The organism is Bacillus cereus group sp. BfR-BA-01383 (assembly GCF_022663495.1).
GTDB lineage: Bacteria > Bacillota > Bacilli > Bacillales > Bacillaceae_G > Bacillus_A > Bacillus_A cereus_AU.
Window position 1 is genome coordinate 54,546 of sequence record NZ_JAKUFP010000017.1, and the last position, 14,748, is coordinate 69,293.

Here is a 14,748-nt window from a genome sequence, read left to right on the forward strand (position 1 = left end):
ATATACCGTTTGACTTACATAAATTTGAAATTAATCGTATATCACGTAAATAAAAAATATACTTGTTGAATATGTAATGAAAGCTAAAACTGTAGTGAATAGCATAAGTTGTGTACGTAAGCCAAAGGAAAAAGTTTTCTTCTCCTTTTCCATTTCTCATTCCTCCTCATAAGTAATATACATACTACCTATATATTATTATCCATATTTTCTTTATAGAAAGATATATCGATTTTTATTTACATATTAATTACATTGTTTTATTTAAAATTAAAAACTTATAAGCAAATGAGAAACCACCTAAATTAGGTGGTTTCTCATTTAAATTATACATTAAGATTTCCTTATGTAATAACTGAATCCCGAAAAAAATAAAGGATTTTGACAATTTATGACTAATAACAGAAATAAGGGGCAACATTTGTAAAATATATTTTTGACTGGGGGTTTTGTATGATTCAGGTTCGAAATCTAGTAAAATCATTTGGCTCACTCGATGTTTTAAAAGGAATTGATTTAGAAGTAAAAGAAAAAGAAGTTGTTGTTTTAATTGGTGCCAGTGGTTCCGGAAAAAGTACATTACTTCGTTGTCTTAACTTTTTAGAAATGTACGATGAAGGTGAAATTCACTTACAAGGTGAGCGAATTGATCCAAAGCATTCAAATTTAAACAAAGTCCGTGAAAATGTCGGTATGGTTTTTCAGCACTTTAACCTCTTTCCTCATATGACCTCACTAGAAAACATCATAGAAGCACCTATTCACGTAAAAAAATTAGAAACAGCAAATGCAAAAGATATCGGGAATCAGCTTTTGCAAAAGGTCGGCCTACAAGATAAGGCGGATGTAACTCCTCACCTCCTTTCAGGTGGCCAAAAACAGCGTATTGCAATCGCTCGAGCTCTTGCTATGAATCCTAAAATTATGCTATTTGATGAACCTACCTCAGCTTTAGATCCTGAACTTGTTGGAGAAGTATTGCAAGTTATGAAAGAACTTGCTGAAGAAGGAATGACAATGGTTATTGTTACTCATGAAATGAATTTCGCAAGAGATGTAGCTGACCGCGTCATCTTTATGGATGACGGGAAAATTGTGGAGGATGCTCCTCCCGAACAATTCTTCTCAGCTCCATCACATGAACGAGCAAAACAATTTTTACGTAACGTTTTATAATGTAACTTCTGTTTCAAACGTAAAGAAATGCATTCATACGGGACACAACTAATTATCCAAATAGAATATCTCCGTAACATATTGAAAACAATCCGTATGATCCATATATAGGAGGGGTTTTATGAAAAGAAAACTATTAACCATTGTTGCGAGTATTACGCTATGTACATCCTTCATACTAGGAGCCTGTAGTAAGGAAAGCGCTACCACTTCATCAAATGGTGAAAAAGAATTTCGTTATGCGATGAGTGGTTTATACAAACCTTTTAACTATAAAGAAAATGACGGAAAACTTGTCGGTTTTGATGTAGAAATAGGTGACGCTCTTGCGAAAAAAATGGGAATGAAGCCAGTTCCTGTTACAAACCCCTGGGAAACATTAATTCAAGGTCTGCAATCGAAAAAGTATGATGTGATATTAGGTAGTATGGCTATTACGGAGGAGCGCTTAAAAGCCGTGAATTTCTCAAATCCATATTATCGCTCTGGTGCACAAATTTTTGTAGCCAAAAAGAATACGTCTATCTCCTCTCCAGAGGACTTAAAAGGTAAAAAAATAGGAGTTGTAAAGGCAAGTACCTTTAAAGACCTTGTTGCAAAATATACAGATCAAATTACAGAATATGATAGTGATATTACTGCACTTATGGACTTAGAGCCTGGACGTGTTGATGCAGTAATCACTGATCAAATGGTTGGTCTTCGAATGATGAAAGAAGGTAAATCAAATATAAAAGAAGCCGGTAAACCATTAAACCTTGATGAAATGGGAATTGCCATTCGTAAGGATGATAAAGAAATGGTTGAGAAAGTAAATAAAGCTTTAGATGAAATCATTAAAGATGGTACGTATGAAAAGATCAGTAAAAAATGGTTTGGTCGTAATATTCTTGGAGAAGAGGAAAAAACGAAGTAAGTTATCTATTCAAAGATTTCATAAACCGTGCCCCGCTGATAAAAGTTTCATTTTATGTGGGGCATTTCATTCTCTACTAAAATCCATACAATTATGAGGTGAAGCACATGTTTGAAATTTTTATCTCTACCTATCCCACACTCTTAAAGGCTACTATTGTCACATTACAATTAACATTAACCTCCCTAGTACTCGGTTCATTAATTGGATTACTATTCGCTTTCTTTCGCATCTCTAACAATAAGGTTTTAAATAGTATTGCTCATGTCTATATCGCCATTATTCGTGGTACACCTTTAATTGTTCAAATCGCAATTCTCTATTTCGGTATTACATCTGTTATTGTTTTCACCCCTTTTTGGGCAGGGGCAATCGCTTTAGCAATTCATAACGGTGCATATATTACTGAAATTTTTCGTGGATCCATTCAATCCGTTGACCGAGGACAATTGGAAGCAGCTCGCTCTTTAGGTATGCCCTACCCTTTAGCTATGCGCCGAATTATATTACCACAAGCATTTCGTCTATCTCTTCCTCCTCTAGGGAATCAGTTTATCATTGGATTAAAAGATTCTTCACTCGTTGCTTATGTAGGAATGTCTGAATTATGGGGATCAGGTTTATCCATTGCCGCAGGTAACTTCCAACAATTAGATACATATATCATTGTTGGTGTATATTATCTTGCACTAGTTCTTCTCTTTACTTATCTTGTTAGCCTTCTAGAAAAACGACTACAGCGAAAAGAAAATAACTCCATCCATATCAAGACAAAGAACAAGAAAGAAGTCTCTTTATAACAAAAAGCAAGCTCTCTTAGAGCTTGCTTTTTCATCGTAAAATATATCTATTATTGATTTACTTTTTTAATAGTCTCTTTTTCCTCTATATGTTCCTCACGATATGAAATATTATGAGGATCTAGTCCATTTCCTAAAGAACCGTAAAAATGCTCTCTATGCGGATCAACTAATTCACTTCCTTGATAATACACACGTGGTGTATTCCAAAGTGCTCCCAATGCTTTTGTCATCGGCATTTCGTGATAACGTTCCGGCCACATTTCTTTAATTTTCTCTTTTACTAAAGGATAGTATTTAGAACTCATAGCTGGAAACAGATGATGTTCCGTATGGTATGAGAAATTGAAATGTAAAACATCTACCCAGCGCGGCACTGTTACTGATAAACAGTTTGCTAAAGGATCATTTACTGGAACAATTGGATTTAAGCGGTGATTTGTTGCGATATATGCCATTACAATAAAGTTAGCAATTAACAACGGAATCACGTATGCAAATAACCATTTTGCAGGTCCCATAATAAATAATAAACTAATCCAAACTGTCCAAGGCAAAAGAAGTTGCAGCCATACAGATTTTTGATTGGATGACTTAAATTCCTTTATAAAATGAAAGAACATTCGAGTCGAATGTAAAGTAAATTGAATTGTTAGTGACAGAAAACTAAAGAATGAACGCACATGAAGAGGCATACGATATACCCAACTCAAAAACTTACTCTTTTTAAGTTTCTCAAGTGTTGGCCATGCATCTGGATCATTTTCTTCATGCTGTGTATGAACATGATGCGTTGCATTATGCCACTTTCTCCAAAGTTTCGGACCTGTTGATAACGGCATAAATGCAATCGCACCTAAGAAGTCACGAAGCCATGCCTTTCTTACAACTGTTCCATGTAAAATTTCATGCCCTAAAAATCCAAGTGAAGCAAAACATAATCCAAGAACAATTGCAATTCCTAGGTTTGCCCACACATTCAATTCAAATACCCCAATCGTTATTAAACCAGCCAATGCCACCAGTAAATAAGCCAGTCCACCAAATAAACGAGTCGGAACTGGTTTAAATGCTTTTTTCGGCAAATGTGGTGATACACGCGCTGCATACCACCCAAACGTATGAAGCTCCTTCATCCTTTTGCCCCTTTCTTATGCCGCGCCCTGCGCAACTTGCATATAGTAATTCTTGCTTCCAGATTGATTTTACTCAGTGCTCCAAAAAGCATTTATCATAAGGAAAATATACTCACTCTATCGTCACTTATTTTTTCGCTTTTATTATCAATGAAAAACATTTCTCTTTTTACTCTCTATCAACCTTTCCACATGATGAATCATAACAATAGACTTTCTATATTGTCAACAACTTTTATGACCTAGTAATAAAAGTTGGTTATATTTTTATAATTATACTTTATTCCACTAAAGAAAAAGCATGGATTTCACAAGGTTTTATCAAATATATAGACAAATATATTCTAGCAACAAAGACTGTATCTTATTCAAGAATTCTCTGTATAGTTAACAACTAAAATCATCTGAAGTTAGTTTCATACAAAACTCATCCCGCCATACTACCTACAAAAATAATTATATTGAAATAACTTTTTCTTTTTATCAACAAAAACAGAATGCTACTAAAACAACTCACATGAATTCCATATAATATGGGAATATTAAAAAGAAAATTGTTCTAAATCAGGAGGTTTCCATTATGACAAGTGATCCATTCCCACAATTGCCATTATCTTATTGGATTGAATCTACTCAGTTTCCTACTTTCCCCCGTTTATCCGAAAATATAAAAACAAAAGTTGCTGTTATCGGTGCTGGTATTACAGGTATAACCACTGCCTATTTACTAGCGAAAGAAGGCATCGACGTTGTGTTAATTGATTCTGGCCTTATTTTAAACGGAACGACTGGACATACAACGGCGAAAGTAACAGCACAACATGATCTTATTTATGATGAATTAATAAATCATTTCGGCCTGGAAAAGGCCGGGCTTTACTATGAATCAAATAGTCACGCTCTACAATTCATAAATGAAACTGTGCAAGCATATAAAATCGACTGTAATTTCTCAAATGAAGATTCGTATTTATATACAACTACTAATAATGGATTAAGAAATTTATCGAAAGAATATGAAGCCTATCAAAAACTAAATATACCTTGTGACTATGTTCAATCTCTGTCAATTCCGATTCCAGTACAATCTGCACTTGTAATGAAAAATCAGGCACAATTCCATCCCCTCCTTTATTTGAAAACACTTTTAGAAAAGTTTGTAGAGATGGGCGGCAAAGTTTATGAACAAACAACAGCTATGGATGTGGAGAAAGGAGATTATCCACAAGTCATTACAAAGGGTGACCATCGTATCACTTGCGAATATGTTGTCTCTTGTTCACATTTCCCTTTTTATGATGCTAATAGCTTTTTCTTTACGCGAATGTACGCAGAACGCTCCTATGCTCTTGCAATAAAAGCAAAAACGGATTATCCAGGTGGGATGTATTTAAGTATCGATGATCCAAAACGCTCCTTACGCTCTATAACAAGTAACGGAGAAAAATTAATTTTAATTGGCGGAGAAAGTCATAAAACAGGACAAGGAATAAATACGATGCTTCACTATGAAGCACTATATTCTTTTGCTGAAACAACTTTTGGAGTAGATGAAGTTCCCTATAGATGGTCAGCGCAAGATTTGATTACTCTAGACAAGCTCCCTTATATCGGACATATTAACGAAGGAAATCCAAATATATTTGTTGCAACTGGGTATCGCAAATGGGGAATGACAACTGGAACTGCCGCGGCTCATTTACTGAAAGATTCCATTCTAAAAGTCCACAGTCCATATAAAGAGCTGTTTGCACCATCACGCTTTCATGCAAATCCAGATATAAAAACATTCCTTACGCAGAACATTGATGTCGCGAAACATTTAATTGAAGGAAAAATTGAAACTGCATTACGTAAACCAGAAGATCTTGAAGTTGGAGAGGGATCTGTTGTACATGTCAATGGTAAACGAGCAGGTGCTTATAAAGACAAAGAAGGAAAATTACATATCGTCGATACAACTTGTACCCACCTCGGCTGTGAAGTTGAATGGAATAACGGTGATTGTACGTGGGATTGCCCTTGCCACGGATCTCGTTTTTCAATTGATGGAGACGTTATGGAAGGTCCAGCAGATCAACCATTAAAGCGAGTTGATAACGAGTAGCAAATGCAATATGACTTAGCATGGAATTTTCACTTATTCTCCTTTGCATGTCTTATCGCAGCGATATCTGTTTTCTTTATTTCTACAAAATAAAAAAGAGCACAAACTTACTTGTGCTCTTTTTTGTATACTTCAAACAACATATTTCGAAATAATGTATCCAAACTGTCAATATTAATCGCTACTCCCTTTTCAATTCCCTTCACATATTGCTGATAGTAATCAATTTGTTCTTCTAAAAATTGATTTAACACCTTAATTTTCAATCCAAGATCTAATTCAGTACCTGCTTTTTTCTTTACTAACAACTTTTCAATTTCATCTAATACGCTACGTTCTAACGCCAATTCTGTAATCAATCGATCAAATTCTACAGGAGGCAAAGTCGACTTCTCCTCTAACCATTTACAAGCTAAAATAGGACGTAATACATAAAAGTACTTTTTCAACTTTACATTCTCACCTTGTAAAAATTCACGATAATTTTTTGACGCCATATGTAAGTAATGATATATCGTTGCTTTTGGATCAAAATGCTTTTCACTCATTTGCTGAAGCTGTTCTGGAAAATTAGAGTTTTTCGAATAAAAAATTGGTGATCGAATCCACTCAAGTAAAGCTGGATTTGACTTTGCAAATAGTTGCAATGCCTTTTTAATATCCCAACCACTTATATCTAAATCATCACTGATCGGATACTCAATTACATCTCTTTTATCATGAATGGATAAATACCATTCTACAGGATGTATATAAACAAACCTAACATCATAATCGCTATCCTTCGATGGAAATCCCCAAGCACGGCTTCCTGATTCCACGGCAAATAAGATTCTCACATCATTCTCTTTTTCAATTCTTTCTAATTCCAATTCTATTTTCTCTCTCATTTCATACCCTCCCCATTTTTTGATCATTTCCCTGGAAATTCGACAAGTATACGACCATTTTACTACACAATAAAATAGCTGTCAGAAAATTTCCGACAGCCTAACAAAACGCTTATTTTTTCTTTTCAATTACAGTAGCCGCGATACGTTCAAACTCTTTTTGAATCTCCTCTTTATATGCATCCACTTTCGAAAAATCCATAGCGGCAATATAAATTCGTTCTAATTTATCACGAACTGATTTTGCCTTTGCTAAGAAAGACATCGCCTCATTCATCTTCTCTTTATATTGAATAGAAACACTGCGAATTTCCTTCGCATACTTCTCATCTGTACCTGGTGCAACAATGAGATCATACATATCGATAATCTCATCTCCCTCACGGCTTGGAAAGTATTCATGCGGTGCCGTGCTATCAAAAATTGCAAACCCTAATTCCCTTACAATAACCATATCAAGACTATTCGGGTCAAATCCGCAATGATATACTTCAACATCAAGCCCTTTTTCTTCTGCTACCTTAGCTAATTTTTTGAGCATTGTTGATTTTCCAGAGCCTGGGCGTCCTTTTATAAAATAACGATGCGGTAATCCTTCTGTTAAATTAGGAACAAAATCAACTGCTCCTTTCGGTGTAGCAGCTCCTAAAAAACGATGTTTCACAATCGATTGTTTCCCGCTTTTATCTGCAAATAATTTCTGAATTAGCTGATCTGTTAGTTCATTTGCTTTATCAAAATCAATGTTATCAATATATATTTTCTCCCACTCATCATGTATAACGAGTGCCTCTTTAAAGCAACCGTAAGCAGCTTGAAAAGCCCTGCTCGCTTCTGATACAAATCGTTCAATTTCAAGCTTCTGCTTTCTTAATTTATCCGAATCCCAAGCAACACCTAAATTAATATACTCTTCGACAACCCCTGGCATTTTCGGTTCAATAGCATGTGGTGATGTTCCATCAACAATTCCGACTTTTAATTCCGGGATAATCACACCATCGACTGACTTATTATCTGAAGAACAATGTAAAAATTCAATATCATATCCTTTTTCAAGCCATTCACGACCTATTACCTTAATTAAAGAAGATTTGCCCGTTCCTGGACCACCCTTTAAAATAAATAACCTGTCTAGCCCTTTTAAATTCTCTTCGTATAAATTATGAAATCCTCTAGCTGTATTGCCACCAGCATAATAATTCAATACATTCCCTGTCACTGCACTCACTCCTTCGCAGCATTCTATTTACATAAGCTACAATATGCAAGCAACTTTATTTGGGTGAATACCTATTTTGTATTGCACAAAAAAAGCAAAGATCATTACTGACCTTTGCTTCTATATTTTTTATTTAAATTAAGAAATAATTGTTCCACACGAGGGCGTACCCAAGCTAAATAATCTTTTTCTTTCTTCTTTGTACAAGCTATCTCTTCTCCATCTACCATTTCAACAAGTTCTAGCTCTAATAGTTGCCTCGTAAATACTAACATATTTACTTCTTCAGCCGGATACTCTTCTTTTAATTTCTCCTCAATTTCTCCCAATGAAAAACCGTCACGCATCATCGCCAGTGCATCAATCCAAAGTGGCGGCATTTCATATTTTTCTCCTGTAATTGTATCTTTTACAATATAATTCTTTTGCTCTTTTCGAAATTGAACCGTGTGTAAACATACAGTCGAATTTAATGTTAATTCCATAATACCACCTCTTTCATAATATCTGCATAGAAAAAAGGATGCGCGGGCACCCCTTCTTTTCTTTTCCTAACACTACCAAACCGTTACATGAGTAACCAATCTCATGTCGATATTTTCCTCCATTATAAACGAAGTGTTTTATAAAAAAAACCCTTCTTGAAACATTTTATAAAATGTTTATATTTACACAACAAGAGCACTTTTCTGAAAAATAATTTCTTCTAATGCACTACACTGTTGGTAAATAGATTTCCACTTTCGTTCCTACGCCCATACTACTTTGAATTACCATACTCCCTTGATGTTCTTCAATAATTTTATATGTAATCATTAACCCAAGACCTGTACCATTCTCCTTTGTTGTATAGAATGCCTTTCCGATTTTTTCTATTTTCTCATTCGCTATACCAAAACCTTGATCTTCGACAGAAATACACAATTTATCTCCAGCTTTTTTGAATACACAAATATGAATGTCTCCACCTTCTGGCATCGATTCGATTCCATTTTTGATAATGTTTAACAATACTTGTTTCAATTGCTTATCATCGCCATTTATATCGGGTAAATTTCCATCTACTTGCAAGTGGAGTTTCACTTTATATTGAGCCGCATAACTTTCCATTAACTGCACAACATATAAAAGGATTTCTCGTATATTACACCATTCATAATTAATTGGTTTTGGTTTTCCTAATAACATCAATTCACTAACAAATCCGTTAATTCTTTCAATTTCTTGTAACATAATATCATAGCTCATCGTATCAGCAGGGTTTCTTTCTTTTTGCATTTGCGTAAACCCTTTTAAAGCTGTTAATGGATTTCGAATTTCATGAGCAATTGTTGTAGACATTGTACCAATAACAGCTAAATTTTCCGCCTCTTTCATATTGTTCATCATTTCAAAAACGGTTCTCACATAAGACTGAAATCGTTTTAACAAAGAATGTGAAATAATGAAGAAGAAGATGCATAAAACAAGCGGAATCACAACCGTTAAGTCTTTTAATATTAATGTAAAAAATACGTACTTTCCAATTACACTAAAGGAAACTAAATAAAAATATTTTCTGTTCACGAAAACCGGTGCAAATAAAATTAATAAGATTTCTACCATACTACCCTGTTCAAAAGCCCTATCCGTTCGCAAATAAATCATTAAATTATTAATAAGATCGATAAACATGTACCCAAATAAAAATAAATATTTTATAGAATATACATAGCCTTTTTTTAGAAGATATATCGAAATAGGAAATAATGATATTACAAATATATATATACCTATCCCAAGGCTGCCTTTTGGCCACCCTACCGTTGTTCCATTAATATTCATAGCGGGATATGCAAAATAATATATAGCGTCATATAAAAAGAATATAATATAGAATAATAATATAAATACCTTTAAAGCTTTTCTTTCTTCATAAATCAAGCTCTTGTATTTGTTCATATAAAAACTCCTCTTACTCGATACAAAAAAATATTTCCATTGTTATCTTCTTAAATTATAAGTATGAAATTGCTTTCAGAGCAATATGTAACCTTATAATACTAAAAAGGAAGGAGAAATCTCCTTCCTTTTTAGTCACCACCTATATCCATCTTACCCTATCATGTAGCAATCCATCAGTAAAATTATTATGCCCTATTACAAAATCCTTCATATATAAATTTAAATATTCGCCGTACTTACTTTCCGTATTTAATAATAACTCCTCAACGTAATAAGCACCTTGTCCAAAGGGATCTAAAAGTAAACTGCACAAACCTGCATAAATTCCGCACCCTACTTGGAAGTAAGTTGCATTCGTTTTATATTTTTGAAAAACTTGGCTGCTATTCATCACGTTATACATATATGTTTCACTATTTTCATAAACGAGTAGCACACCAACCAAATCCTCTCCAGCAACCTGTTCTTCAGCTGGATTAAATACTTTACGATTCCAATTCCATAAATCTTCTACCTTATCTAAGTTCTGTCTAATTAAATTAGTTGTATACTCATTAATTCGGTAAAGAAAACCCACTTCCATATTGAAGGTTTTCCCTAAAATTAAAACTTCCTCATGTGGCATTAAACAACCATAAAACTCTTTTTCTCCTAACTTCACTTTATACTCCGAAGCATATACATCCTCATAAAAGTAAAGAGGACGATGATGACTCATATACATCGGATAACTCCATATCGCTTCATCTAAAAATCGCTCTACTGCCCATGAAGCGTAAAGTGTATGTGGCTTTATAAGCGCTGTATCATTCAAAAACGACGTATCGTGTTCTACAATATAGCATGCTCGTGGCTTTTCATTTGGCCGTTCTTTCATGAGTTCAACAACCATCCATTGAACAACCCCCGGATTCATACCTGAACCTATAATCGCTTTTGTATTTGTGAATTTTTCTTTCTCCTTCTCAAACCTCGTATATCTTTCCGTAAGCTGAAAACCGAGTAAACTATCGTCTTGATCTACTGCCTCATTTTCCAAAGCTGAATTAATGTAACAAATTCCAAGTTCATTACAACAGCTCAGTACCCTAATTGTATCTGCACCTGAAACATCAATAACAACCTTCGTTCTTTTTTCTTTTAAATGTTGTTTAAATTTGACTACATCTTGAAGATTTATTTCATATAAAAACAATTGCTCTTTCAAATTTGGAAACAACTCATCATAATAACTTTTATCTTTTTGTTTTATATCAACTAAATGAAATTTAACATTCTTTATCGATTCATAAATTGGATCTTTTTCATTTACTATCACCTGATTTAAAATTGCTAACACTGCTTTTGCTGCTCCACCAGCACTGCCAAGCAACGTAATCGAAAACGAATTTGGAAACTGCTCCACAAATAAAACCCCTTTAATAAATTAGTTGAGCAGCACTTCCTCAAAAAGTGGATTGAATACAACAAAAGGTAGCTCGTATATCTTTTTTATAATTTAGTACATGATTACCTCTTTATAAGTAAAAACAGGAACATACTTATATATTCAATTCACTTTCCCCCTCATATCAAAATAACGGTAAACAAATAGGCTCGACCTTTTCTTCCGCATATATAAAAGAAAAAGCCAGCCCTTTAAACTAGCCTACGGACAATGGACAGATTTCACATGTTGAATGTTCACGTACATTTTTGCGTCACGTGCTTTTAATATTTCAATATGTCCTTCATCAATTTTCGCCATCTTTCCGATTTTGTTATATTCCTCACCTAAATCAAAAACCATAATTTTCCCAGCCATTTTAATAAGTTGTTCTTCAAACGTTCGAGCTAACGTAATATTTAATGGATTTACGGGGAGTTCATTTTTATTGAGGGAATAAGGCACTTGGTTTTCTTTATACGGAATTAACCATTTCAAATGCCTTAAAGATATATATACTGTTTTATAAACCGGGCTATAAAAAACAATATAATCGTTCATTACACTTGTAACATAACCGTGTATTGGAGCATTTCCTGCCACATAAATTTCTGTGAAAATCCCTTTAGATGTGCTTAATACTTTCCTCAAAGAAATTGAAGGTGATTCTCTCTTAATTACAGAGTCCACATCTGGTTTTAATATCTCTTCATCATGCCCTCTCAAAAACTTATAATATTGGACATGGTATAAAGATATATATACATAGTCTTGTCCATTGTAAAGAACTACAATATCATTTCCTACATCAATTAATACACCTTTAAATCTTTTTTCACCGATTAATTTAACGTATATATTTTCTCCAATACTTTTGTTTAACTCATTCATCTATATCCTCCTTTCTATGAAAATGCAATTTTCTCCATTCTATTTCCAAAAAATAATCAGGGGCACTTTTCTGTTTTTTTATAGTAAGAAATTCCTTTTCATATATCGCGAAATAATTGCAGTGATATATGAAATCGTTCTTCAATTTCAACCATAATGCCCCTCTTATTTATTAAACATTATTCTTCTTCATTCTTTTTGTTCTTAACTATTTGACTCACACTCTTAATATGAGAATTAATTACATAAATGACTTCATCACCGTTTACTAGTGTAATACTTCTATCATGTATATCACCTAATAAACCCTCTACACTCTCTGGTCCACCACGATTAATCTTTATCCACGTATACTTCAAGTCATTTAATACATCTAAAAAAGTATCTTCATCAGAGCAGAAACATGAACCATAGTCTCCTTGCGCTTCTTTTACTTTCCTGACTAGACTCTTCACATGTTTCAGCTGATAATACACTACTTCTCCATGAGGTAATTGTAGTGCAAGGTAATCTTTTCCTAACACCGACAGTACACCTACTCGACTTTCCGGTCCGCGAAGATTTACTTTTACATTCTCACCTACTAAACCTTTGATTTGATCACAGCATACTACACTCTTCAAATTCATACCCTCCTTTCTGTATTATCTACCTCTACTTGATTGTCTTTGTGCGCGAGCTCGACTTGAATTATTGCTGTTTTCATTACTTTTCTCATCACTACTCTCATCGCTCTCTCCACTTCCTGGTGCATTATAATTAACACTTTTAATATGAGATAGTGCAATTAATACAACTTCTTCTTTTATAATTAACGTTACATAATCGCTAGAAACATCTTGTAAAATACCTTCAATTTTCTCTGGACCACCACGATTAATTTTCACCCAGCGGTATTTGAAGCCTTGAAGTAACGTTTCAAAGTCTTCTGCAATATCCTCTTCCGACCATTCAAAATCACCTATTCCACCATCTTTCGTATTTTTTGTAATACTTTTCAGATGGCCAAGCTGATAGTAATGGTGTTCTCCTTTTTCATTCTGTAATACGAAGTAGTCCGCACCTATTGATACTATTGTTCCTTTTTGAGATTCTGGTCCACCTCTGTTTACTCTTACATAAGATCCAATTAAACTCTCTAAAAAATCCCAATCAAATAAACTCACGAGAAAACCCCTTCCATTAATTTATAAGCTTTTGCACTGATAGTATATGTATCTGTACAGGTTATGTTCTCTATGTTTGTCCCCGCTATAAAAAATATGCTTTTAACATGTAGTACTAATACCTACAAAATTCTCTTCTATTCAACTAGATCACGAGATTCCAATGATTTTTTATACAAAAAAATCCCGTATGAAGGTACATTTCTGCATATCTTCATACGGGATTTCCCTAAGTTTAGTCTTCGTCTTTAACATCCATATCTTCTGGAATTGGTTCACTTAATATTTCTTCCACTAATTGCTTATATTTCTCCATTTGTTCTAAATGTGTATTGAATTGTTCTTTATTTAACAAATATTGCTCTCCATCGAATAGCGCACGAACTTTCTTTTGCTGAATTAACTCTTCAACATACGATTTTGGTAAATTCAAATACTCCGCAGCCTCTTCTATTGTTATATACAATGTATTCATTCCTTTATTATTTTTTCATATATACTGTATCTTACTTTACTTTATTTTTGTAAACAACTTAAAAAGATTTTGTAAATGCAGTTTAAAAAGCAGGTGGATGCATTCCATATATTGTATAATAGTATAGTAAGTATTTTTTTAAATATAGAATGGTATTACCCATTTACACAAAGGAGAGTTAACATATGGCTACTCGTCACATCATTACAATGTTAGAAAAAACATTACAAGCTGAAACAGAAAACACAATTTCTCATTTAACTACATCTTTATCTGATCGTATTCTTTCTCAAAGCGTAGCAATACACGAAAACAATTGTTATCATACAATTGGTGAATGGTACAAAAATCATTTCTTATTCCAACAAGATGATTTCCTTTGGGCTAAATATGCTTTCTACGACACATATTGTGAAGCTATAAAAGAACAAGGCCATCTTACAAAACGCGTCCGTCAAATATTAGAATCATTAGCTCGAAAACAAGGAAAACAATACATTGCTTCTATACTAAATATGCCATTTCCTAACGAACGAGCGAAAGGGACAGCATAATTTACTACTGCTCTGCTTAAATAAAGCATAGATTCATTATTTTCT

General features: G+C 33.8%; 15 protein-coding genes and 1 pseudogene. 6 read left to right on the forward strand and 10 right to left on the reverse strand.

Annotation, left to right across the window (positions count from 1 at the left end):
• Positions 1-453: 453 nt before the first annotated feature.
• The 3 genes from MR065_RS16495 to MR065_RS16505 all read left to right on the forward strand — a co-directional run bounded on the left by MR065_RS16495 (position 454) and on the right by MR065_RS16505 (position 2,892).
• Positions 454-1,176 (forward strand): amino acid ABC transporter ATP-binding protein, encoded by a 723-nt coding sequence (locus tag MR065_RS16495; RefSeq protein WP_097904936.1) that lies wholly within the window; start codon positions 454-456, stop codon positions 1,174-1,176.
• Between the two features lie 121 nt (positions 1,177-1,297).
• Positions 1,298-2,092: an ABC transporter substrate-binding protein gene (locus MR065_RS16500; RefSeq protein WP_097904937.1), complete on the forward strand. Its 795-nt coding sequence runs from the start codon at positions 1,298-1,300 to the stop codon at positions 2,090-2,092.
• A 107-nt stretch (positions 2,093-2,199) separates the two neighbouring features.
• Complete coding sequence (locus tag MR065_RS16505; protein WP_242214415.1) at positions 2,200-2,892, forward strand: amino acid ABC transporter permease; 693 nt, start codon at positions 2,200-2,202, stop codon at positions 2,890-2,892.
• 50 nt (positions 2,893-2,942) lie between these two features.
• Here the strand turns inward: MR065_RS16505 and desB are convergent, their stop codons facing one another.
• Entirely contained in the window at positions 2,943-4,028 is a 1,086-nt protein-coding gene (gene desB, locus MR065_RS16510; RefSeq protein WP_242214416.1) for a Delta(10) desaturase DesB, read from the reverse strand.
• A gap of 580 nt (positions 4,029-4,608) precedes the next feature.
• Here desB and MR065_RS16515 point away from each other — a divergent pair.
• A complete protein-coding gene (locus tag MR065_RS16515) occupies positions 4,609-6,135 on the forward strand; it encodes an FAD-dependent oxidoreductase (protein ID WP_242214417.1) in 1,527 nt (508 codons plus the stop codon).
• 3 nt (positions 6,136-6,138) lie between these two features.
• Positions 6,139-6,228, forward strand: a pseudogene (locus MR065_RS16520) (MFS transporter); the annotation flags it as partial.
• Between the two features lie 14 nt (positions 6,229-6,242).
• On the opposite strand, the gene MR065_RS16525 reads toward MR065_RS16520, so the two are convergent.
• The 9 genes from MR065_RS16525 to MR065_RS16565 form a co-directional block, all read right to left on the reverse strand.
• On the reverse strand, positions 6,243-7,025 hold the full coding sequence (locus tag MR065_RS16525; RefSeq protein ID WP_242214418.1) for a nucleotidyltransferase domain-containing protein: 783 nt from the start codon (positions 7,023-7,025) through the stop codon (positions 6,243-6,245).
• A gap of 112 nt (positions 7,026-7,137) precedes the next feature.
• Positions 7,138-8,256 carry a PRK06851 family protein gene (locus MR065_RS16530; RefSeq protein WP_242214419.1) on the reverse strand — a complete coding sequence of 373 codons (1,119 nt, stop codon included), beginning with the start codon at positions 8,254-8,256 and terminating at the stop codon, positions 7,138-7,140.
• Between the two features lie 95 nt (positions 8,257-8,351).
• A complete protein-coding gene (locus MR065_RS16535) occupies positions 8,352-8,732 on the reverse strand; it encodes a hypothetical protein (RefSeq protein ID WP_242214420.1) in 381 nt (126 codons plus the stop codon).
• Between the two features lie 229 nt (positions 8,733-8,961).
• A complete protein-coding gene (locus MR065_RS16540) occupies positions 8,962-10,188 on the reverse strand; it encodes an ATP-binding protein (protein WP_242214421.1) in 1,227 nt (408 codons plus the stop codon).
• Between the two features lie 142 nt (positions 10,189-10,330).
• Positions 10,331-11,596: an S-adenosylmethionine decarboxylase related protein gene (locus MR065_RS16545; protein WP_242214422.1), complete on the reverse strand. Its 1,266-nt coding sequence runs from the start codon at positions 11,594-11,596 to the stop codon at positions 10,331-10,333.
• 243 nt (positions 11,597-11,839) lie between these two features.
• Positions 11,840-12,508, reverse strand: a complete 669-nt coding sequence (locus MR065_RS16550) for an LSm family protein (RefSeq protein ID WP_097904946.1) — start codon at positions 12,506-12,508, stop codon at positions 11,840-11,842.
• 179 nt (positions 12,509-12,687) lie between these two features.
• The gene (locus tag MR065_RS16555; protein WP_242214423.1) at positions 12,688-13,131 is read right to left on the reverse strand and encodes a spore coat protein; all 444 of its coding nucleotides are present in this window, start codon (positions 13,129-13,131) and stop codon (positions 12,688-12,690) included.
• A gap of 21 nt (positions 13,132-13,152) precedes the next feature.
• On the reverse strand, positions 13,153-13,674 hold the full coding sequence (locus tag MR065_RS16560; RefSeq protein ID WP_242214424.1) for a spore coat protein: 522 nt from the start codon (positions 13,672-13,674) through the stop codon (positions 13,153-13,155).
• Positions 13,675-13,909: 235 nt separating this feature from the next.
• A complete protein-coding gene (locus MR065_RS16565) occupies positions 13,910-14,149 on the reverse strand; it encodes a helix-turn-helix domain-containing protein (protein ID WP_242214425.1) in 240 nt (79 codons plus the stop codon).
• A gap of 185 nt (positions 14,150-14,334) precedes the next feature.
• On the opposite strand from MR065_RS16565, the gene MR065_RS16570 reads away from it, so the two are divergent.
• Positions 14,335-14,703, forward strand: a complete 369-nt coding sequence (locus tag MR065_RS16570) for a hypothetical protein (RefSeq protein ID WP_242214426.1) — start codon at positions 14,335-14,337, stop codon at positions 14,701-14,703.
• Positions 14,704-14,748 lie beyond the last annotated feature (45 nt).

Coding starts and splice junctions, on each gene's coding strand:
- MR065_RS16495 (WP_097904936.1), top strand. CDS start 454: ATGATTCAGGTTCGAAATCTAGTAAAATCATTTGGCTCACTCGATGTT.
- MR065_RS16500 (WP_097904937.1), top strand. CDS start 1,298: ATGAAAAGAAAACTATTAACCATTGTTGCGAGTATTACGCTATGTACA.
- MR065_RS16505 (WP_242214415.1), top strand. CDS start 2,200: ATGTTTGAAATTTTTATCTCTACCTATCCCACACTCTTAAAGGCTACT.
- desB (WP_242214416.1), bottom strand. CDS start 4,028: ATGAAGGAGCTTCATACGTTTGGGTGGTATGCAGCGCGTGTATCACCA.
- MR065_RS16515 (WP_242214417.1), top strand. CDS start 4,609: ATGACAAGTGATCCATTCCCACAATTGCCATTATCTTATTGGATTGAA.
- MR065_RS16525 (WP_242214418.1), bottom strand. CDS start 7,025: ATGAGAGAGAAAATAGAATTGGAATTAGAAAGAATTGAAAAAGAGAAT.
- MR065_RS16535 (WP_242214420.1), bottom strand. CDS start 8,732: ATGGAATTAACATTAAATTCGACTGTATGTTTACACACGGTTCAATTT.
- MR065_RS16540 (WP_242214421.1), bottom strand. CDS start 10,188: ATGAACAAATACAAGAGCTTGATTTATGAAGAAAGAAAAGCTTTAAAG.
- MR065_RS16550 (WP_097904946.1), bottom strand. CDS start 12,508: ATGAATGAGTTAAACAAAAGTATTGGAGAAAATATATACGTTAAATTA.
- MR065_RS16565 (WP_242214425.1), bottom strand. CDS start 14,149: ATGAATACATTGTATATAACAATAGAAGAGGCTGCGGAGTATTTGAAT.
- MR065_RS16570 (WP_242214426.1), top strand. CDS start 14,335: ATGGCTACTCGTCACATCATTACAATGTTAGAAAAAACATTACAAGCT.